General features: G+C 72.6%; 20 protein-coding genes and 1 pseudogene. 13 read left to right on the forward strand and 8 right to left on the reverse strand.

Going from position 1 to position 19,113, the window contains the following annotated elements; all coding sequences use genetic code 11:
- The first annotated feature begins 450 nt into the window (after positions 1–450).
- Both ACQPYK_RS13020 and ACQPYK_RS13025 read left to right on the forward strand, forming a co-directional pair.
- Positions 451–1,167, forward strand: coding sequence for a maleylpyruvate isomerase family mycothiol-dependent enzyme (locus ACQPYK_RS13020; protein ID WP_433254563.1), 717 nt, complete (start codon positions 451–453; stop codon positions 1,165–1,167).
- Positions 1,168–1,412: 245 nt separating this feature from the next.
- On the forward strand, positions 1,413–2,063 hold the full coding sequence (locus ACQPYK_RS13025; protein ID WP_433254566.1) for a phosphatase PAP2 family protein: 651 nt from the start codon (positions 1,413–1,415) through the stop codon (positions 2,061–2,063).
- Here the strand turns inward: ACQPYK_RS13025 and ACQPYK_RS13030 are convergent.
- Together ACQPYK_RS13030 and ACQPYK_RS13035 are read right to left on the reverse strand one after the other, a co-directional pair.
- Complete coding sequence (locus tag ACQPYK_RS13030) at positions 2,060–2,716, reverse strand: response regulator (protein ID WP_433254568.1); 657 nt, start codon at positions 2,714–2,716, stop codon at positions 2,060–2,062. The two genes, ACQPYK_RS13025 and ACQPYK_RS13030, sit on opposite strands and share 4 nt — an antisense overlap.
- Positions 2,713–4,395 carry a sensor histidine kinase gene (locus ACQPYK_RS13035; RefSeq protein WP_433254570.1) on the reverse strand — a complete coding sequence of 561 codons (1,683 nt, stop codon included), beginning with the start codon at positions 4,393–4,395 and terminating at the stop codon, positions 2,713–2,715. The genes ACQPYK_RS13030 and ACQPYK_RS13035 overlap by 4 nt, the downstream gene beginning before the upstream one ends.
- Positions 4,396–4,585: 190 nt before the next feature.
- Here ACQPYK_RS13035 and ACQPYK_RS13040 point away from each other — a divergent pair, with 190 nt between their 5' ends.
- Both ACQPYK_RS13040 and ACQPYK_RS13045 read left to right on the forward strand, forming a co-directional pair.
- Positions 4,586–5,254, forward strand: a complete 669-nt coding sequence (locus ACQPYK_RS13040; protein ID WP_433254572.1) for an AIM24 family protein — start codon at positions 4,586–4,588, stop codon at positions 5,252–5,254.
- A gap of 173 nt (positions 5,255–5,427) precedes the next feature.
- The gene (locus tag ACQPYK_RS13045) at positions 5,428–5,625 is read left to right on the forward strand and encodes a hypothetical protein (RefSeq protein ID WP_433254574.1); all 198 of its coding nucleotides are present in this window, start codon (positions 5,428–5,430) and stop codon (positions 5,623–5,625) included.
- A gap of 64 nt (positions 5,626–5,689) precedes the next feature.
- Here the strand turns inward: ACQPYK_RS13045 and ACQPYK_RS13050 are convergent, their stop codons facing one another.
- The 4 genes from ACQPYK_RS13050 to ACQPYK_RS13065 form a co-directional block, all read right to left on the reverse strand.
- Positions 5,690–6,364, reverse strand: coding sequence for a DUF6766 family protein (locus ACQPYK_RS13050; RefSeq protein WP_433254576.1), 675 nt, complete (start codon positions 6,362–6,364; stop codon positions 5,690–5,692).
- A gap of 94 nt (positions 6,365–6,458) precedes the next feature.
- Complete coding sequence (locus tag ACQPYK_RS13055) at positions 6,459–6,848, reverse strand: hypothetical protein (RefSeq protein WP_433254579.1); 390 nt, start codon at positions 6,846–6,848, stop codon at positions 6,459–6,461.
- 97 nt (positions 6,849–6,945) lie between these two features.
- A complete protein-coding gene (locus tag ACQPYK_RS13060) occupies positions 6,946–7,905 on the reverse strand; it encodes a glycosyltransferase (RefSeq protein WP_433254582.1) in 960 nt (319 codons plus the stop codon).
- A complete protein-coding gene (locus ACQPYK_RS13065) occupies positions 7,902–8,633 on the reverse strand; it encodes a D-glycero-alpha-D-manno-heptose-1,7-bisphosphate 7-phosphatase (RefSeq protein ID WP_433254585.1) in 732 nt (243 codons plus the stop codon). The genes ACQPYK_RS13060 and ACQPYK_RS13065 overlap by 4 nt, the downstream gene beginning before the upstream one ends.
- 187 nt (positions 8,634–8,820) lie before the next feature.
- On the opposite strand from ACQPYK_RS13065, the pseudogene ACQPYK_RS13070 reads away from it, so the two are divergent.
- From ACQPYK_RS13070 to ACQPYK_RS13090, 5 genes and pseudogenes are all read left to right on the forward strand, one after another.
- Positions 8,821–8,946: pseudogene (locus ACQPYK_RS13070) on the forward strand (carbamoyltransferase N-terminal domain-containing protein); the annotation flags it as partial.
- A gap of 245 nt (positions 8,947–9,191) precedes the next feature.
- Positions 9,192–10,364 (forward strand): glycosyltransferase family 9 protein, encoded by a 1,173-nt coding sequence (locus tag ACQPYK_RS13075; protein WP_433254588.1) that lies wholly within the window; start codon positions 9,192–9,194, stop codon positions 10,362–10,364.
- Positions 10,361–10,540, forward strand: coding sequence for a hypothetical protein (locus ACQPYK_RS13080; protein ID WP_433254591.1), 180 nt, complete (start codon positions 10,361–10,363; stop codon positions 10,538–10,540). The genes ACQPYK_RS13075 and ACQPYK_RS13080 overlap by 4 nt, the downstream gene beginning before the upstream one ends.
- A 16-nt stretch (positions 10,541–10,556) precedes the next feature.
- Complete coding sequence (locus ACQPYK_RS13085) at positions 10,557–11,525, forward strand: glycosyltransferase family 9 protein (RefSeq protein ID WP_433254594.1); 969 nt, start codon at positions 10,557–10,559, stop codon at positions 11,523–11,525.
- The gene (locus ACQPYK_RS13090) at positions 11,522–12,487 is read left to right on the forward strand and encodes a UDP-glucuronic acid decarboxylase family protein (protein ID WP_433254596.1); all 966 of its coding nucleotides are present in this window, start codon (positions 11,522–11,524) and stop codon (positions 12,485–12,487) included. The genes ACQPYK_RS13085 and ACQPYK_RS13090 overlap by 4 nt, the downstream gene beginning before the upstream one ends.
- 139 nt (positions 12,488–12,626) lie before the next feature.
- On the opposite strand, the gene ACQPYK_RS13095 is transcribed toward ACQPYK_RS13090, so the two are convergent.
- Both ACQPYK_RS13095 and ACQPYK_RS13100 read right to left on the reverse strand, forming a co-directional pair.
- The gene (locus ACQPYK_RS13095; RefSeq protein WP_433254599.1) at positions 12,627–13,145 is read right to left on the reverse strand and encodes a GNAT family N-acetyltransferase; all 519 of its coding nucleotides are present in this window, start codon (positions 13,143–13,145) and stop codon (positions 12,627–12,629) included.
- 18 nt (positions 13,146–13,163) lie between these two features.
- Positions 13,164–14,345: an ROK family protein gene (locus tag ACQPYK_RS13100; RefSeq protein ID WP_433254602.1), complete on the reverse strand. Its 1,182-nt coding sequence runs from the start codon at positions 14,343–14,345 to the stop codon at positions 13,164–13,166.
- A 128-nt stretch (positions 14,346–14,473) separates the two neighbouring features.
- Here ACQPYK_RS13100 and ACQPYK_RS13105 point away from each other — a divergent pair, with 128 nt between their 5' ends.
- Genes ACQPYK_RS13105 through ACQPYK_RS13120 form a run of 4 tightly spaced genes read left to right on the forward strand, consistent with a single transcriptional unit; the run spans position 14,474 to position 19,063 of the window.
- A complete protein-coding gene (locus tag ACQPYK_RS13105) occupies positions 14,474–15,583 on the forward strand; it encodes a Gfo/Idh/MocA family protein (RefSeq protein ID WP_433254605.1) in 1,110 nt (369 codons plus the stop codon).
- An 8-nt stretch (positions 15,584–15,591) separates the two neighbouring features.
- Positions 15,592–17,067 (forward strand): sugar ABC transporter ATP-binding protein, encoded by a 1,476-nt coding sequence (locus ACQPYK_RS13110; RefSeq protein ID WP_433258779.1) that lies wholly within the window; start codon positions 15,592–15,594, stop codon positions 17,065–17,067.
- On the forward strand, positions 17,064–18,128 hold the full coding sequence (locus ACQPYK_RS13115; RefSeq protein WP_433254608.1) for an ABC transporter permease: 1,065 nt from the start codon (positions 17,064–17,066) through the stop codon (positions 18,126–18,128). The genes ACQPYK_RS13110 and ACQPYK_RS13115 overlap by 4 nt, the downstream gene beginning before the upstream one ends.
- Positions 18,125–19,063, forward strand: a complete 939-nt coding sequence (locus ACQPYK_RS13120; protein WP_433254611.1) for an ABC transporter permease — start codon at positions 18,125–18,127, stop codon at positions 19,061–19,063. The genes ACQPYK_RS13115 and ACQPYK_RS13120 overlap by 4 nt, the downstream gene beginning before the upstream one ends.
- The last annotated feature ends 50 nt before the right edge of the window (positions 19,064–19,113 follow it).

Below are 19,113 nucleotides of genomic sequence, written 5' to 3' on the forward strand. Positions count from 1 at the left end.
GTTCTCTTCCAGCCGGTCGGCGCGCACGCGCCGGTCCTTCGGGCCGCCACGTGCGCTGGTTCACCCGGCGGCCGCCTGGGACGGTCACATGGGTGTTAACGCTCACATTGGCTGTCACAGATCATGTAACAGGCCGATTGCTTGTGTGACGAGTTATCAAATGCCCACGTCGGCCCACTGTCAAGCCCTCCTGGAGTCCCCGCCGGTGATCTCGGGGCTCGGATCTGGCCCGCTCCTGCATTTCGGGCATGCCGGGCGAGAGGGGGGCGGCTGACCTTGGGCGGCCTCTTGACAGGGGAAATGTGAGCGCTAACAATAACGGCGGAACCTTATTCGGTAATAAGTGCCGTCACCTCAGGAGCGAGTCATGATCGCCGTCGCCGAGCCCGCCGAGCCCGCCGCCGGGAGCCTTCGGTGGCATGACCCGGTCTCGCCGGGTACCTCTTACACATGACCACAGCATCGAAGGATCCGCTGGCCGATCTCGACCCCTTCGACATCTTCGACATCGAGGCGGCCCGTCTGGACCGTCACTTCTCCGGGCTCGACGAGGAAGGCTGGAACCGTCCCTCGCGGTGCGCCGGCTGGTCGGTGCGTGACGTCCTGGGGCATCTGGCCGGGGAAGAGCTCTACAACCACGCCTGCCTGGACGGCGATGTCGAGGGTTTCACCGCGATGCTCCGGAGCGAGGGCGTCACCGGCGGCTTCGACGGGTTCAACGACTGGTGCGTGCGGCGCAGCCGAGACGTGCCCGCCGAGGAGGTGCTCCGGCAATGGCGCCGGGCGAACGGGGAGACGCGCGAGCGCATGCGCGCGCTCGGCCGCGAAGCGGAGCTGACGACCATGGCCGGACCGTACCCGGTGGGCCTGCAGACCTTCCACTACGACTCGGAGTACGCCACACACGCCGACGACGTGGCAGCGCCCGTGTCGGACGAGGAGGCCGACGAGCGGAGCCGGTGGCGGGCCGCGGTGGCGACCTTCGTGCTGGCCGAACAGGACTCGAAGGCGCAGGTCGAGCTGACCGCCGAGCGGATCTGGGTGCACGCCTACGGCATGAGCACGCAGCTGCCCGCCTCCGTGTTCGTCGAGGCGACCGTCGGCCGGTTGCCGGACGACCACCCGCTCGACCGCAGGATCAGGGCCGCGCTGCGCTGCCTGGCCTGAGGGCGGCCGTGGCGACCACGGGCACCACTCCCGCTCCGCCCCTCGTGGCCCCGTGGCTCGCCCCCTCGCCCCCTCGCCCCCTCGCCCCCTCGTGACCTCGTGACCTCGTGACCTCGTGACCTCGTAGAGAGTCTCCGGGGACATCGACGAAAGTCAATGGTGATCGCTGACGATCGGTGACTGCTTTCCTGACCTCCCGATTCCTACAGTCGTAGGCGACCCAGCAGGGCCGACACGGAGGAAAAGTGAGCGATCAGATCGACGGCGTGCCCGACGTCAGCGCCGAGTTGTACCGTGATGTCACCGAGTTCGCGCAGAGCACCCCACCCTGGTTCCAGACGCTGGCCGGGATCGGCACGGAGGTCGTGCTGCTGGCCTTCGCCGCCCTTCTCCTCGGCGCGTGGTGGCGGGCCCGGCGCCGGGACACCCGGACGATGACGCTCGCCCTCCTCGCCCCCGTCGCGGCGACGGCGGCCTATGTGCTCAGCGAGCTCTCCAAGAGCCTCGTGGCGGAGGACCGACCGTGCCGCGTCCTGCGCGGCGTCGCCACCGTCGCCGACTGCCCCCCGTACGGTGACTGGTCCTTCCCCAGCAACCACGCGACGCTCGTCGCCGCCGCGGCGGCCGCCCTCGTCATCGCCTGGCGGCGTACCACCCCCTACGTGCTGGCCGCGGCCGTGCTGGGCGCCTTCTCCCGGGTCTTCGTCGGCGTCCACTACCCGCACGACGTCATCGCGGGCGCCCTGCTCGGCGCGGTCGTGGCGCCGCTGCTGATGCTGTCCCTGACACCGCTGCTCGTTTCGCCGGTGGAGCGCCTTCGCAATCGGGGCGCGCTGCGTCCGATGCTCACCGCGCCGCGGTCCACGCGGTCCGCGGGCCGTGCCGGGGGAGCCTAGTCCCGTTCGACCAGCCCGGCCTCGTGGGCGAGGACGGCGGCCTGGACGCGATTGCGCACGTCGAGCCGGCCCAGGATCGTGCTGACGTAGGTTTTGACGCTGCCCTCGGCCAGATGCAGGCGCCGGGCGATCTCGGCGTTGGACATGCCCGCCCCGACCAGCCCCAGGACCTCGCGCTCGCGCCCGGTGAGGACGCCGACCCGCTCGCGTGCGGCGGCTCCGCGCGCCAGGTGCCCGCCCGACAGCTCGCCGATCACCCGCGCCGCCACCCGGGGCGACAGGTACGCGCCGCCCTCGGACGCCGCCCGGACCCCCAGCAGGAACTCGCGCGGATCGCCGGTCTTGAGCAGGAATCCCGACGCGCCGTTGGCGAGCGCCTGCGCGATGAAGGAATCCTCGCCGAAGGTGGTCATGATCAGGACCGCCGTCCCGGGCACCGCGCGGCGGATCTCGGCGGTCGCGGCGAGCCCGTCGAGCTCCGGCATCCGGATGTCGACCAGGGCGACGTCCGGCCGGTGCCCGCGCACCAGCTCGACCAGCGCCCGCCCGTCCCCGGCCTCGGCGACCACCTCGACCCCGGGGTCGGCCGACAGGATCATCCGCACCCCCGCCCGGATCACGGGCTCGTCGTCGGCCAGCACCACTCGGATCAACGTGCACCTTCCTGCCGGGCGGTCGTCCGCGGGAGCGAGAGCGGGGGCAGGAGGTCCTTGCCCGCCAACCGGCCGTCCCTGAAGCACAGCCGGTAGAGCTCACCGCTCCGCTCGTCGAACGGATTGCGGTGTGTGCCGTAGTGGAGGCAATCGGCCCCGGCGGGCACCGGAGGTCCCGGCCGTCCCTCGGCGTCACCCCGAGGTCGTGACGGCAGCACCGCCTCGACCTCGGCCCGATTCTGCCCCACCCGCAGCCGGGCGTAGTCGGCGGGCGGCAGGACGGAGGTGAAGGCGTCATAGGCCATGAGAGCGGCCACGGCCGCCGCCGACGCCGCGCAGGTGGCCAAGGCCGCGGTGATCGCCAGGGTGCGGGCGCGGCGCACCCGCAGCCGCGCCTCCCGCAGGTGCACTGCGGACGACGACGGGATCCGGCTCTGCCCGGCGGGCCCCGGAACCCGCGGCAGCCGAGCCGCCAGCTCGAAGCCGCCGCCGCGCCGCTCCGCCCGAAGGGTTCCGCCGCACAGGCGGACCCGCTCGGCCAGCCCGACAAGCCCATGACCGCCTCCCACGAGAGCGCCGGCTCGTTGGCGGCCTTCTTCCGAGACGAGGCCCGCCCACTCGTGGCCTCCTTCCATACGGCCGGACGCCGGACTCGCCGGTGGCGCACCGTTGGCCACGGTCACCACCGTCTCGTCCGCCCGGTGGTCGAGCCTGACCGTCACCACGGCGCCCGCCGCGTGTTTGACCGCGTTGGTCAGTCCCTCCTGCACCACGCGGTACACGGCCCGTTCCACCATCGGCGCGAGCCGTACGTCCCGCCGCTCGTCGTGCATCTCGACCGGGGCGCCGCAGGCCCTGGCCCGCCTCACCAACTCCGCGACGTCGTCCCCGGGTGGGGTCGGCACGGACGGGGCGGAGTCGTCGCGCAGCACCTCGACGATCTCCCGGAGGCGCTCGGAGGCGCCGGTGACGGCCCTGCGGGCCTCACCGGCGGCGTCGCGAAAGCGCGCGTCGAGGTCCGGCGCCACCTCGAGGCCGCCGATCCGCAGGGCGATCAGGCTCAGCTCATGCCCGAGCAGATCGTGCATGTCCCCGGCGATGCGCGTGCGCTCACGCAGCCGGGCCTGCTCGGCGATGATCCGCTGGACCCGCTCCAACTGCTCGGCGCGCTCCCACCCGGACCGGGCCAGCTCCAGATACTGGTGCCTGCCCCGGCCCGTCAGCCAGGGGACGATCCCGAACAGGGCGACTCCCACGACCGCGACGAACCCCGTCCCGAGGTCGCCGGTCAGCACGGGCACGAGGAGCGCGGTCACGACGAACGCCCCCGCCATCGCGAGCAGCCCGGGTCGCGACCGCGTCATCCGTACCCCCGCCAGGTAGCTCATGACGACGGCCGCGGGAAGGAACGGGACGATGGCCACCGCCGTCTCCTCCCGCGACAGCACCGAGGCCTCCCACGACGCCACGGCGAGCAGCATCGACGCCAGGGGAGCGGGTCTGCCGAGCGCCACCGTCCCGCCCAGGAGGACCAGTCCCGCCGTCATCTCCCACCAGGCGTACGCGTCCTCGGAGGAGGTGAGCCCGGCCCACAGCACGGGCAGGCACAGGGCCGACCACAGCAGGACGTCGGTGAGCACGTGATACCGGCCGGTCCGGCCGGCCGCCGTCTTCCTCATCCGGTCGACGCTAGCCAGTCGTCACGGGCAGCTCCACCACCGAAAGTCTGGTTTGCGGTGGTTCACGGCGACGGGAACTCCCCTCGCGCACCGTTCGTCACTCCTCATGCGACTCCTCCGACCTCCTCCTCTGACCTGACCTCCTCCTCTGATCTCCTCCGATCTCCTCCGACACGGAAGGCATCACCTCGTGCGCAGCTCGCTCTTCGGGAACCTGGAGCAGAACCAGGTCCCGGGCCACTTCGCCCTGCAGAACTCCAAGATGCTGCGGGTGCAGCTGAACGGTGAGGTACTGGCGCGGCAGGGGTCGATGGTGGCCTTCCAGGGGCAGATGGACTTCGACTACGAGGGGTCGGGCGGCGTCGGGCGGTTCCTGAAGAAGATGGTCACCGGCGAGGGCGCGCCGCTGATGCGGGTCCGCGGGCAGGGGGCGCTCTTCGTGGCCAATAACGCCGACGACGTGCACCTGTTCTACCTGGAGAACGAGGCGATCACCGTCAACGGGACCAGCCTGCTGGCCTTCGACCCGCAGCTCACCTGGGACATCCAGCGGCTGCAGGGCGCCGGCATCGCCACCGGCGGTCTGTTCAACACCACGGTCCAGGGCACCGGCTGGGTGGCGGTCACCGCCCACGGCGCACCGGTGCTGCTCGACACCACGCATGCCCCGACCTTCGCCGACAGCCAGTCCGCGGTGTGCTGGAGCGCCGGGTTGCGGGTGGGCGTCAACCGCACGATCAAGGTGGGAGCGCTGATCGGGCGGGGAAGCGGCGAGGCCGCCCAGCTCGCCTTCCAGGGCCAGGGCTTCGTCCTGGTGCAGGCCAGCGAGGGACCGATCGTGCCGCAGGCCAACGGCTGACCACCACGCCGGGCCGGGATGGCGTTCACCCTCTTTTGTAGAGCTTTGCTCGTGCGAGCTATAACGCGTCCTCCGGAGGATAGGGAATCCCCTGCGTGTCATTGATCACGCCCTGCCGGGCACCGGGTGCTTCGCCCGGGAGCAGGCAGGCCCTTGGAGCGCAGGGAGGACCCATGACCGAGACCGATCCGGAGAGCACGTCCCCCGAACCCCCGGCCCAGGTGCCGGACGACCGGCAGGACGCCGGCGGCTCCGACACTCCCACCGGCATCGACCCCGACGGTCCCGCCCCGCACATCCCGGACGACCGCAAGAGCGCCGGCGGCTCCGAGACGCCGGACCCGCGGGAGTGGGGCGAAGAGGGGGGATGACCGCCGTCCCGGAACCCGCTCCACCGGGATTCACCGTTCCCTGGTGCGGGTTCCGGCGGTCCGCTCAGCCCTCGGTGCTGGTCTCGGTGTGCGGGGCGCCGACGGGCTTGGACTCCGGTGACCCGCGCTGGCGCAGGTAGACCGACAGCACCACCATCGACAGCACGGCCAGGAGTTCCGACTGCCAGTTCTGCAGGGTGCGATCCCAGAAGTCGCCTGAGGCGACGTAGCCTCCCCAGCTCACGGGGTCCTGCAACTGGGCGAGCCGCTGCTCGTTGTAGCTGGCCGTGCCGGCCACCGACTGACCCAGCCACGACAGCACGAAGATCACTCCCATGACGAGGCCGAGGGAGTTGCCGTACAGCGTCTGCCGCAGTCCCGTCGCCTTGGCCCACTCCGGGCTGCCGGGTGTGGCGTGCCGTCCGATCTTCTGCTCGGCGTCGCTCTCCCCGCCCTCCTCGCCGGGCTTCTTCGACTCCGGCGAGCCGCGCTGCACCAGCCAGACTGTCACGAGGATGAACAGCAGGAACTGCAGATACTCCGACTGCCAGTTCTCCGCGACGTCGACGGCGAAGTCGGAGGAGGTGACGTACCGCAGCCAGGAGATCGGCGCCCCGCCCTCGCTGAGCCGCTGGTCGTTGGTGGCGGCGGTCCCGGCGATGGACTGGCCGGCCAGCGCCAGCAGGAAGGCGACGAGGAAGAACAGGCTGAGGGAGTTGTCCCTGATGAAACGTCTCACGGGATCCCCCTAACGGTGCAGCAGGCCGATGGCGAAGACGTAGAGCAGACCGACCGTGATGAGGGTGACGGTCGTGATGAACATGGCTCGCATGTCAGGCCTCCACCTCGCATCGATACGGCAGGTCACCACGGGGCCGGCAGCCCGCGCCGCGCACCAGCCAGCCCTGCGGGAAACGGTGCAGGAAGACGGTGTCGCGCGTGAGCCGCACCTGGGCCTCGTCGCCCCAGACCGCGGCGTCGCGCGCCTGGCCGCCGGGAAGGTCGAGGTCGAGGATGGCCTTGGCGCACGTCTGCCCCCCGGTGCCCAGGCTGTCGGCCGCCCCCGGCGTCAGCAGCGAGCACGCCTGCTCCCCGTGGCGCTCCTGCACCGCGGTGTAGAAACGCGCCACCGCCTGCTCCGCAGGAGCCTTGTCGGAGGACGCGCAGCCGGTCAACCCGGTCAGCAGCATCGCCGCGACCAACGACATGGTCCGAACTTTCATTGCTCCCCCCTTCCCCGTTCGTCACCGAAGTCACCTGGCTTCCGGGGGGAGGGGAGTGCGGGCGTCCGGCCGGGCCGGTGGCCGGCCGGACGCCGCCTCAGCGCCGGGCGGTCTGGGAGAGCACCCGATCCCAGTCGGACAGGAAGCGCCCGAGACCGTAGCGCGCGAGCGCGGCGGCGCGGGCGGCCTTCCCGCACTGCCGGGCCCGGGCGGGGTCGGTGACGAAGGCCTCCAGCGCCGCGGTGAGGGTGGCGACACGCGTCGAGATCACTCCCGCCTCCGGCGGCACCGCCTCCACGGCCTCGGTGGCGGCCAGCGCCACCACGGGCATGCCGAGCAGCATGGCCTCGATCAGGGAGAGGCCCAGCGAGGTCCACCGGTAGGGGTGCAGGTAGACCCGCCGCCGGGCGAGCTCGGCGTGCATCGCCTCCTGTGGCAGGTCCTCGAAGGTGCCGAACGGGAAGCGGAACCGGTGCGGCAGGCCGGTGACCTTCATGCCGAAGACGTCGAGCGGGGCCGCGGCGGCGAACCTCGGCAGCAGGTCCGTCCCGGCGACGCGTTCGCGCCGGATCGGCTCGTTGACGACGACGCCGGCGCGCGGCAGCTCGCCGGTGTAGCGGTGGCCGGGATCGACGACGCCGTGCTCGACCACCTGGGTGGGCGCCCTGCCGGAGTCCCAGAACAGGTCGTTGAAGTGGGTCACGTGGATCAGCGGGATGTCGTCGCGGCCGGCCAGCGGGTGCCGGGTGCCGGGCGCGTTCCCGGCCGGAGCGTTGTGCTCGACGTAGACGGCGGGCACGTCCCGGCCAGGGCGGCGGCGCAGCCAGCGCCGGGCGAGATCCAGCTCGTGGGGGCGTTGCAGGACGACCAGGTCGACGTCCTCCCCGTGGAGCCGGTCCCACGGCACCTCGCGCACGGCGGCGGGCCATCGGTAGGTCCTGGCCCGGCCGCGCCCGTCGGGGCCGCGGTCCGGGACGAGCGGTACGAGGTAGTCGTGGGCGCCCTGGACGAACGCCGTCGTCCAGGACCCGTGCACATGCCAGAGCAGGATCCTCACGGGCGGGCTCCTGCGTCCGGGTGAGACTCGGCCACCGGACGGCCCGCGGTGTCCGGGCGGGGCCCGGAGCTCGGAGAGGACCCGGAGCTTGAAGGAGAGGACCCGGAGCTCGAAGGGGACCCGGTGTCCCGGCGGGGTCCGGCGTCAGGAGGGGCCGCGGTGCCGGCCGCCGTCATCCGGCTCACGGCGTCGGTGGGGTCGTCCGCCGGGAGCGCTCGGCTCACGGCGTCGGCGAGATCGCCCGCCACCTCCTGAGCGGTCGCGATCTCGGCGGGCAGCGTCCGAGGGGTGGGCACGAGGATGCCCCGGGCCCCGGCCGCGCGAGCGGCCTCGATGTCGCGGCCGATGTCCCCGATGACCACGCAGTCACGGGCGCTCACGCCGAGCGCCGCCGCCGCCCGCAGCACGAGTCCCGGAGCCGGCTTGCGACACCCGCATCCGTCGCTCTCGTCATGCGGGCACACCGCCCACACGTCGAACGGCCCCAGCAACTCGTCCACCCGGGCGTTGACCGCGAGCAGTTCCTCGGCGCCGATGAGCCTCCGGGCGATGCCGGACTGGTTGGTGACCACGCCGATCGGCACGCCTGCCCGGCGCAGCCGCTCCAGCGCGGACAGGGCTCCGGGCATGGGCTCCACCCGGCCGGGATCACGGTTGTAGGGGACGTCCACGATCAGCGTGCCGTCGCGGTCGAACAGGACGGCGGCTGGGCGTCTGTGGCTCGGCACGGGCTCCTCCGGTGCGTTTCCCGTCAACGGGATCGGATGCTCGGCGGGCGAGTGGATACCCCACCAAATGGTCACAGAGAGTGACATGTAGCGATATGCAGGTCTCTTACCAGGACTTTTCCCCGTTCTATTGTTTTGGGAATCGCTTCGCTCGGTAGTTAACCAGTTACACACGAGAGGCGAATCCATGAGATTTCTCGGGATAAACGCGATCTTCCATGACCCCGCGGCCGCGCTGGTGGTCGACGGAGAGGTCGTCGCGGCCGCGGAGGAGGAACGGCTCAGCCGTCGCGAGCACGGCAAGCGCCCCGTCCTCGCCGCGCTGGGGCCGTCGCTGGACGTCATCGTGGTCGACGACCGTCCCGCGAACGGCGGGACCGACCGCCGGCCCGCCACCTCCACCACGGCGTGGGCGGTGCTCACGGCCGGATTCGCCCGGGCCCGCATCGTTCCGGGCCCGCGCCCCGGGGACGAGGTCCGGCGGATGGTGATCACGAGAGTGCTCATCCCGCCGGTGGCCCGCGCGCGGCGCCCCGCCGGGGAACTGCGAGTCCGCAGATGATCGGCACCGTCCTCGTCGCGCGGCCGGACAACGCGGGTGACGTCCTGCTGTCCGGGCCGGCCGTCCGCGCGGTCGCCGGGGGAGCCAGGGAGGTCGTGCTGCTGGCCGGGCCGCACGGCCGTGCGGCGGCCGAGCTGCTGCCCGGTGTGTCCAAGGTGGTGGAGTGGCGCGCGCCGTGGATCGACCCCAACCCGCCGCCGATGACCGGACCGCACGCCCTGCGGCTGCTGAGAACCGTCCAGGAGGTGGCGCCCGAACTGGCACTGATCCTGACCTCGTTCCACCAGTCGCCCCTGCCGCTGGCCCTGCTGCTGAGACTGGCGGGAACGCCGAGGATCGCCGCGATCTGCGCCGACTACCCCGGCTCGCTGCTCGACGTGCGGCACGTCGTCGACGAGGACGTGGACGTGCCGGAGGCCGAGCGCATGCTCGGGCTGGCCAGGGCCGCCGGGTTCGACCTGCCGCCCGGAGACGGGGGAGGGCTCGCCGTACGGCGCCCGCTGCCCGAGGTGGGACACCTGACCGGGCCACCCGGCTACGTCGTCGTCCATCCCGGCGCCTCGGCACAGGCCAGGTCATGGCCGGCGGAGAGCTGGACCAGAACGGTTCACGACCTCGTTCGCGCCGGCTGGCGGGTCGTGGTGACCGGCGGCTCGGGCGAGCGGGCACTCACCGCGCGGGTGGCCGGCGCGAGGCGGTCCGGCCTGTCGGGCAGGTCCGCCGTGCCGGACGGCTGGACCGGAAGAGTGCAGGTCCGGGGGCCCGCGGAGGGGCGCCCCGTCCACGAGGCCGCGCGGGGGACGCACCCCGCGCCGGGACGGGCCGGGGACGGTTCCGCCTGGGAGACCGTCACGGACCTGGGCGGCAGGACGACCTTCGCCGAGCTCGCCGGGGTGAGCGTGGTGGTCGTGGCCAACACCGGTCCCGCGCATCTCGCCGCGGCGGTCGGCACGCCCGTGGTCAGCCTCTTCGCCCCCGTGGTCCCGGCCACCCGCTGGGCGCCCTACGGCGTGCCGAGCGTGGTGCTGGGCGACCAGAACGCTCCCTGCCGGGGCACCCGGGCCCGGGTGTGCCCGGTTCCCGGCCACCCGTGCCTGTCGTCCGTGCCCAGCGCTCAAGTCGTCGAGGCCGTCAACCGCCTGGCGTTCGTGAAGGAGGCCGTTCGTTGAGGGTCGAACTGATATCAGAGCACGCGAATCCCCCCGCGGCTGTCGGCGGTGTGGACGCCCGGCTCAACCAGCCGGAGGACGTGGCCGCGACCGTTGTGTTCGCCCTCGGCCGGTCCGTGGGCTGCGAGATCGGAGAGCTGGTCGTCTGCCCCTCCACGGAGACGTCATGGCCGTGACGAGCCGGGACCTGCCGTGACCACCGCGGAACGGGCGGTCGTCGGGCGGGCGCCGGTCATGGTGGTACTGCGCGGGCTCGGCCTCGGTGACCTGCTCATGGTCGTCCCCGCCCTGCGCGCCCTGCGGCGTTCCCATCCCGGTCATCGGATCGTGCTGGCCGCGCCCGCCCGGCTGGCGCCCCTGATGCCGCTGATCGGCGCGGTGGACGAGGTGCTCGACGTGTCGGGGCCGGGACCGGTCCCGGCCGGTGCGCCCCCCGACATCGCGGTCAACCTGCACGGCAGGGGGCCGCAGAGCGTCACGGCGCTGCGCCGTACCGGCGCGAGAACGCTCCTCACCCACGCCCACCCCGACTTCCCGGACGTGCGGGGGCCGTCCTGGCGGAGCGACGCGCACGAGGTCCGGCGGTGGTGCGACCTTCTCGGCCGGTACGGAATCGCGGCCGACCCGGCCGACCTGGCCCTGCGGCCTCCCCCCTCGTGGGAGAGCGTGCCGGCGCGCCCCGCGCCGGTGATCGTCCATCCGGGGGCGGCCGATCCGGCCAGGCGCTGGCCGCCGGAGCGGTTCGCGCTGACGGCCGTCGCGCTGCGGCAGGCCGGCCACGAGGTGGTGATCACCGGGGACGCGGGGGAGCGGGCGCTGGCCGAGCGGGTGGCCTCCCTGGCCTGCCTGCCGGAGAGAAGCGTGCTCGCCGGGCGCACCGGCCTGCGCCGGCTGGCCCGGCTGGTGGCCCGGGCCCGGCTGGTCATCTGCGGCGACACCGGCGTGGCCCACCTGGCGACCGCCTTGGCCACGCCGTCGGTGGTGCTGTTCGGACCTGTCTCACCCGCTCTGTGGGGGCCGCCCCACGGGCCGCACGTGGCTCTGTGGGCCGGACGCTCCGGCGACCCCCACGGAGACCGGCCAGACGAGGGCCTGCTGGAAATCGGCGTCCGGGAAGTCCTCGACGCCGCCGTCAATCTGCTGGAGGTAGGCGTCAGATGAATCCGCGACGGGTGGTGGTGACCGGCGGAGCCGGTTTCCTCGGGTCCTACCTGTGTGAGCGTCTGCTCGCCGGCGGAGCCGGGGTGATCTGCATGGACAACTTCCTGACCGGCTCGCCCCACAACATCGAGCACCTGATCGGCCGGGCCGCCTTCCGGCTCGTCGAGTGCGACCTCACCGGATTCGTGCACGTCCCGGGTGAGGTGGACCTGGTGCTCCACTTCGCCTCGGCCGCCTCCCCGGCCGACTACCTGCGCCACCCGATCGAGACGCTCAAGGTGGGCAGCCTCGGCACGCTGCACGCTCTCGGACTCGCCAAGGAGAAGGACGCCCGCTTCGTGCTGGCCTCCACCAGCGAGGTCTACGGCGACCCGCTGGAGCACCCGCAACGCGAGAGCTACTGGGGCAACGTCAACCCGGTCGGTCCGCGCAGCGTCTACGACGAGGCCAAACGCTTCGCCGAGTCGCTCACCACCGCCTACCGCGACTCCCACCACGTCGACACCGCGATCGTGCGGATCTTCAACACCTACGGCCCGCGGATGCGGCCCCACGACGGCAGGGCCGTCCCCACCTTCATCCGCCAGGCGTTGCGCGGCGAGCCGATCACCGTGACCGGCGACGGCACCCAGACCCGGTCCATCTGCTATGTCGACGACACGGTCGACGGGATCCTCGCCCTGGCCGGCAGCGACTTCGCCGGTCCGGTCAACATCGGCCACCCGGCGGAGCTGACCATGCTCGCCCTGGCCGAGACGATCCGCGAGCTGACCGGCTCGGTCTCGCCGATCCGCTTCGTCGACCGCCCCGCCGACGACCCGGAGATCCGCCGCCCCGACACCTCGCTGGCCGCCTCCCGGCTGGGCTGGTCGCCGAAGGTGGACGTCGTCGACGGGCTGAGCCGCACCATCTCCTGGTTCATGGAGGAGCTGCGCGAGCCGGAGGAACTGGTCAGCCGCTAGGTGCGCGGCGGCCGGGTGAGGTGCCACGACGCTCGGCGCGAAGCTCTCCCGGGATCGGGGCCCAGCACCGTTCGCCGGCTGGGACCGGGCGATCCGCACCGTGTCGTCCGGCGAACGTTGGACGCAGGCCTCTCGCCTGTCAGCTCTCCGGGGCGGGACGGCCCTGCTCGGAGCGCCAGACCACCTCGCCGTCCATCCGGTCGCCGGTCGGGACCAGGCCGATGCGGCGGGCCACGGCCGAGGAAGCGGCGTGGTCGGGGTGGATCGTCGCGACGACGGTGTTCACGCCGCGCTCTTGGAGCCAGGCGAGCAGGGCGAGCGCGGCCTCGCCGGCGATGCCCCGGCCCTGCCAGGGGGTGCCGACCACCCAGGCCACGGACGCCCGCCCGGCGGCCAGGGTGGCCTGGACGTAGCCGACCAGGCCCTCCTGGCCGTCGAGGCGGATCACCCAGTTGAGCCAGGCGTCGTCACCGCCGGGCGGTGGCCCGGCCACCATGCGGGCGTAACGGCCGCGCAGCTCCTCCGCGGTCGCGGGGGAGCCCCCGGTGAAGACGTGCAGGGCGGGATCGGCGAGCGCCCGGGCCATCTGGGCGGCGTGCTCCACCGCCAGCGGCTCCAGCGTCAGCCGGGGGGTCCTGATCGGCTCCGCTGTCGTCATCGGGGCAGTGTCGCACGATCAGGCGCGGACGACGGACTGGTCGACGGTGCCGGGAGCCAGGACATGCTCGATGATCATGACGGCCGCGCCGATCACGCCCGCGCGGTCACCGAGCTCGCTGGCGGTGATCGTCAGATGCTGGGTGGCGAGGGGAAGGGAGCGGCTGTAGATGACCTCGCGGAGGCCGGCGAGCACCTGCTCGCCGGCCTCCGCGATGTCGCCGCCGACCACGATCACCGAGGGGTTGAAGAAGTTCACGATCGAGGCGAGGACGTCGCCGACCTCGCGGCCGGCCTGGCGGATGAGCTGGACGGCCTGGGTGTTGCCGCCGCGCACCAGGCGGACCACGTCGCGGCTGCCGTCGGCCGCCACGCCGTCGGCCGACAGCCGGGCGGACATGGCGGCGCCGCTGGCGACGGCCTCCAGGCAGCCGAGGTTGCCGCAGCGGCAGACGATGTCGACGGCCGAGGCCACCTGGATGTGGCCGATGTCGCCGGCCGCGCCCTGGGCTCCCCGGTGCAGGTGGCGGTCGCTGATGATGCCGCAGCCGATGCCGGTGCCGATCTTGACGAAGATGAGGTGGTCGGCTTCGGGACGGGCGGCCCAGTGCTCGCCCAGGGCCATGATGTTGACGTCGTTGTCGACGAGCACGGGCGCGCCGAAGCGCTCGCCGAGCCATTCGGGGACGGGGAAGCCGTCCCAGCCCGGCATTATCGGCGGATTGACCGGCCGGCCCGAGCTGTGCTCGACCGGGCCGGGCAGGCCGACGCCGATGCCGCAGATCTCGTCGCGGGTGTGCCCGGTCTCGGCGAGCATCTCCTCGAAGGTGCGCTGCAGCCAGGTGAGCGTCTCCACGGGGCCGCGGTCTATCGGCACCTCCTCCGCGCGCTCGGCCAGGACCTCGGTGCCCAGGTCGGTGATCGCCACCCGGGCGTGGGTGGCGCCCAGGTCGGCGGCCAGGACGACGCGGGCGGCGCGGTTGAAGGTGAAAGCGACGGCGGGACGGCCTCCCGAGGAGATGGCCTCCTCTGTCGGAATGATCCACTGCTGGCTCAACAGCGCGTCGAGCCGCTGCCCGAGAGTGGAGCGTGCCAGCCCGGTCAGCTGGACCAGCTCGGCACGGGTGCGGGCCTGGCCGTCGCGCAGGATCTTCAGAAGCGCCCCCGCGCCGGCGATTGAACCGTTCGCTTCGCTCAGCATGCGCACAGTCAACACTCCTCGTTTCCACCGCGTCAAAGCGACTTACGCTGACCTGCTTCTCCATTATGTCTACTCGTCACCATCTTTTGCTTGACCATCGCCATAAGATCCCTTTAGCATCCCGAAACATGGAGGAAATCGGCTGGTTACCGGCGGATCAGGTTCGAGCAGGTGTCATCGGAACCGGTTTCATGGGCACGGTCCACGCGCGTTCGGCGAGGCTCGCCGGGGCCCGGATCATCGGTGTGGCGGGCTCGGGCCGGGAGAAGACCAGGCAGGCGGTGGCGCGGTTCGGGGCCGAGCGGGGCTTCGGCTCGGCCGAGGAGCTGATCGACTCGGGCGACGTCGACGTCGTCCACATCTGCACTCCCAATCACCTGCACGCCCCGCTGGTGATGAAGGCGCTGGACGCCGGCAAGCACGTGGTCTGCGAGAAACCGCTGGCCACCGACGGCGAGACGGCCGCGATGATGGCCGCGCGGGCGGCGCAGGCGGGGCGGGTGGCCGCCGTTCCCTTCGTCTACCGCTTCCACCCGATGGTCCGTGAGGCCCGGTGGCTGGTGGCGTCGGGCGCGGTGGGCCGCATCAGCCTGATCCACGGCAGCTATCTGCAGGACTGGCTGCTGACCCCGGAAGACGACAACTGGCGGGTGGACCCGGAGCGGGGCGGTCCCTCGCGGGTCTTCGCCGATGTCGGATCGCACTGGTGCGACCTGGCCGAGTTCGTCTCCGGCGACCGTATCGCCGCGGTGTCGGCGCAGACGGCCGTGGTGATCCCCGATCGGGCGGTGAGCCGCCCGGTGCTGACCGAGGACGTGGCCGTCGTCCAGTTCCGCACCACCTCGGGCGCGCTCGGAACCGTGACGACCAGCCAGGTGGCCCCGGGCAGGAAGAACCGGCTCTTCCTGGAGATCTCCGGATCGCGGGCCGGCCTGGCCTTCGACCAGGAACAGCCCGAACTCCTGTGGTCGGGCCGGCGGGACGGCTCGCGGCTCCTGATGCGCGACCCGGCCACGCTGTCGGCCGGGGCCGTGCCGTACGCCACCCTCCCGCCCGGACACGCCCAGGGGTACCACGACTGCTTCGAGGCGTTCGCCCGCGACACCTACGCGGCGATCCGCGGCGAGCACCGCGACGGCCTGCCCACCTTCGCCGACGGCGCCCGCGCCGCCCGCATCTGTGACGCCGTGCTGGAGTCGGCCGCGACCGGGCGGTGGCTGGAGGTGGAGGAGTCGTGAAGCTCAGGATGCGGGGCATCGCCAAGAGCTTCCTCGGCGTGCGCGTGCTGACCGGGGTGAGCCTGGAGGCCGCCGCCGGCGAGGTGCACGCGGTCGTCGGCGAGAACGGCGCCGGCAAGTCCACACTGATGAAGATCCTCGCCGGCGTCCACGCGCCGGACGAGGGCGTCATCGAGATCGACGGCTCCCCGGTCTCCTTCGCCCACCCCGTCGACGCCCAGCGCGCCGGAGTGGCGATCATCTACCAGGAGTTCAACCTGCTGCCCGAGCGCGGCGTCGCGGAGAACGTCTTCCTCGGCCGGGAGCCCGTCAGACGGGGGCTGGTCGACCGGGCCGCGATGGAGGCCGACACCGCGCAGCTGCTGGCGGAGCTGGGCGAGACCTCCTTCGGACCCCGTGACCTGGTCCGTCATCTCTCCGTCGCCCAGCAGCAGGTCGTGGAGATCGCCAAGGCGCTCTCCCAGGACGCCCGGATCATCGTGATGGACGAGCCCACCGCGGCGCTGGCCGGCCACGAGGTGGAACTGCTCTACCGGCTCGTCGCGCGGCTGCGGGAGCGGGGGATCGCCGTCCTCTACATCTCCCACCGCCTGCGCGAGGTGTTCGACCTGGCCGCGCGGGTGACCGTGCTGAAGGACGGCGCGCTGGTCACCAGCGTGGACACCACTCGGGTCACCCCCGACGAGCTGGTGCGGCTGATGGTCGGCCGCGACCTCGGCGCCTACTTCCCGCCCCGCGACGGCTCCCGGGAGGGCGGGGCCGGTGAGGTACGGCTCAGCGTGCGCGGCGGCGGCAACGCCGTACTCGACGGGATCGACCTCGACCTGCGCGCCGGGGAGATCCTCGGGGTGGCCGGGCTGCAGGGATCGGGCCGCACGGAGCTGGCCAAGGCCCTCTTCGGGGCCGAGCCGTTCACGCGCGGCGAGATGAGCCCGCTGCGGCCCGGGTCCGTACGGCAGGCCGTGGCGGCCGGGATCGGCCTGGTGACCGAGGACCGCAAGGCCGAGGGGCTCGCGTTGCGCCAGTCGGTGCGGGACAACGCCCTGCTGGTCTCCCGCTCGGTACGGCGAGGCGGACACGGTGGGCGCGACGGTGGGCGCAGGGGCCACGGCGACGTCAGAGAGCTGCTGGAGGCCGTGCGGCTGCAGCCGCCCCATCCGGATCAGGAGGTGCGTTACCTGTCCGGCGGCAACCAGCAGAAGGTCGTGCTGGCCAAGTGGATGACCGTGGCGCCGAGGGTCATGGTCCTCGACGAGCCCACGCGCGGAGTCGACGTGGGAGCCAAGGCCGCCATCTACGACCTGATGCGCGGCCTGGCGAAGGACGGCATGGCCATCATGATGATCTCTTCCGAACTTCCCGAGCTGATCGGTATGAGCGACCGCGTCGTGGTGATGCGCGACGGCCGCATCGCCGGAGAGCTCCCCGCCGGCCCCTCCGAGGAGACGGTCATGCGCCTGGCCGCCGGTGAGGTGTCGTCGTGACCGGGCAGGACAGGCTCCGCCTCGCAGGGCCGCCGGCGAAGCCGCCCGCCGCCTCCGCCGTCCGCGCCACTGACGCCGCCCCCGCCGCGCGCGGGCGCGGCGCCCTGGCCGGCCGTATCGGCTCGACACAGGTCGTCTACCTCGCCCTGGCCGGGGTCATGCTCGTCGGCTGGGTGCTGGTGGCGATCGACGGAGGCGACTTCCTCACCCTGGAGACCGTCGTCGGGATCCAGCAGCGCTCGGCAGCGCTCGGCATCGTCGCGGTGGGACAGACCCTGGCGATCCTGGCCGGGTCGCTGGACCTGTCGGTGGCCTATCTGATCAGCCTCGCCTCGCTCGTGGCGGCGGAGACCATGGCGGGCCGGGACGGCGGGATCGTCCCGGCCGTCCTGGCGGTGCTCGTGGCCAGCGCGTTGGTCGGCCTGGTCAACGGGCTGATCATCACCCGGCTCCACGTGCACGCCTTCATCGCGACGCTCGGCACGGCGCTGATCGTCAGAGGGGTCGTGGACCACCTCTACGACGGGCCGGCGGGCAGCGTGCCCGAGTCCTTCCAGCGGCTCGGCTACGACAGGATCGGGCCGATCCCGGTCTCGGCGCTGCTGTGGGCGGCGGTCGCGGTCGCGGCGTGGTTCCTGCTGCGCCGCACCAGGTTCGGCTACCGCGTCTACGCGGTGGGCGGGGACGAAGAGGTGGCCCGGCTGTCCGGGGTGCGGACCGGCCGCGTCATCGTCGTCACCCACGTGCTCTGCTCGGTCTGCGCGGGGGTCGCCGGGCTGCTGCTGGCCGCCAGGCTCGGCGCGGGAGCGCCCACGGTCGGCACCGACGGCGGCTACGACCTGGAGTCGATCGCCGCGGTGGTCCTCGGCGGCACGGCCCTGGCAGGCGGCCGGGGCGGGGTCGCCGGCACGGTCGGCGGGGTGCTGCTGCTGGCCGTGCTCGACAGCGTCTTCAACCAGCTTGAGATCAACGCGTTCGTCAAGGACGTGGTGCGCGGCGTGGTGATCGTCGTCGCGGTGGCCGTCTACGCCCGCCGTACCGCCGGGAGGCGACCCCGATGAAAGTCCTCAGGTCCGTGGGACCGATCTTCTTCGTGCTGGCCGCGCTGCTGGTGCTGATCGCCGTGGTCAACCCGTTCTTCCTGGAGCCCGCCGGGTTCCTGGCGTTCGTCAAGCGGGCCGCGCCGCTGGTCATCCTGGCGGCGGGGCAGTACTTCGTCATCGTCTCGGGGGAGTTCGACCTGTCGGTCGGGTCGCTGGTCACCGTGGAGGTGGTGGTGGCCGCCCGGCTGATCGGCGGCGACGAAGCGGCCACCTGGCCGGTGCTGGCCCTGCTGGTCGTGCTGGGGCCGCTGGTCGGGCTGGTCAACGGGGTGATCACCACCGGGCTCCGGGTGCCGTCCTTCATCACCACGCTGGGCATGATGCTGGTGCTGTCCGGCGCGGTGTTCCTGTGGACGGGCGGAGCCCCGCGCGGCGCGCTGTCGGAGACGTTCAGGATGTTCGGCCGCAAGGACCTCGGACCGGTGCCCTGGTCGGTGCTCGTCCTCCTGGTCGCCGGCGCGGCGGCGGTCCTGCTCATGCGCTCCGGCTACGGCAAACGGCTCGTCGCCACCGGCGACAACGAGCGCGCGGCGGGACTGTCGGGCGTCCGGGTCGACCGGACCCGCGTCCTGGCCTTCGTCGTCTCCGGCCTGGCCGCGGCCGTCGCGGGCATCCTGCTCGGCGGCTTCGCGGGGGTCTCCGCCCAGGTCGGGCAAGGCCTGGAGTTCCAGGCCATCACCGCCGTCGTGCTCGGCGGCGTCGTACTGGGCGGCGGGCGCGGCTCCGTGGTCGCCGCCATGGCCGGGGCTTTCACGCTGGAGGCCCTGTTCACCCTGCTGAACCTGCACGGGATCTCGGGGGCCCTGGAGTACGCGGTCCAGGGTGTGATCATCATCGCCGCCGTCGCCGCGGGCGCCGTACGGCTTCCGCGGCGACGTGCGGCACGTGCCTGAACGCGCCTGCCTCCGGACGCGTTCCCGGAGGGCTCCGGACGCGCCCCGAA

Origin of the sequence: Streptosporangium sp. CA-135522, assembly GCF_050949235.1 — a bacterium.
Classification (GTDB): domain Bacteria; phylum Actinomycetota; class Actinomycetes; order Streptosporangiales; family Streptosporangiaceae; genus Streptosporangium.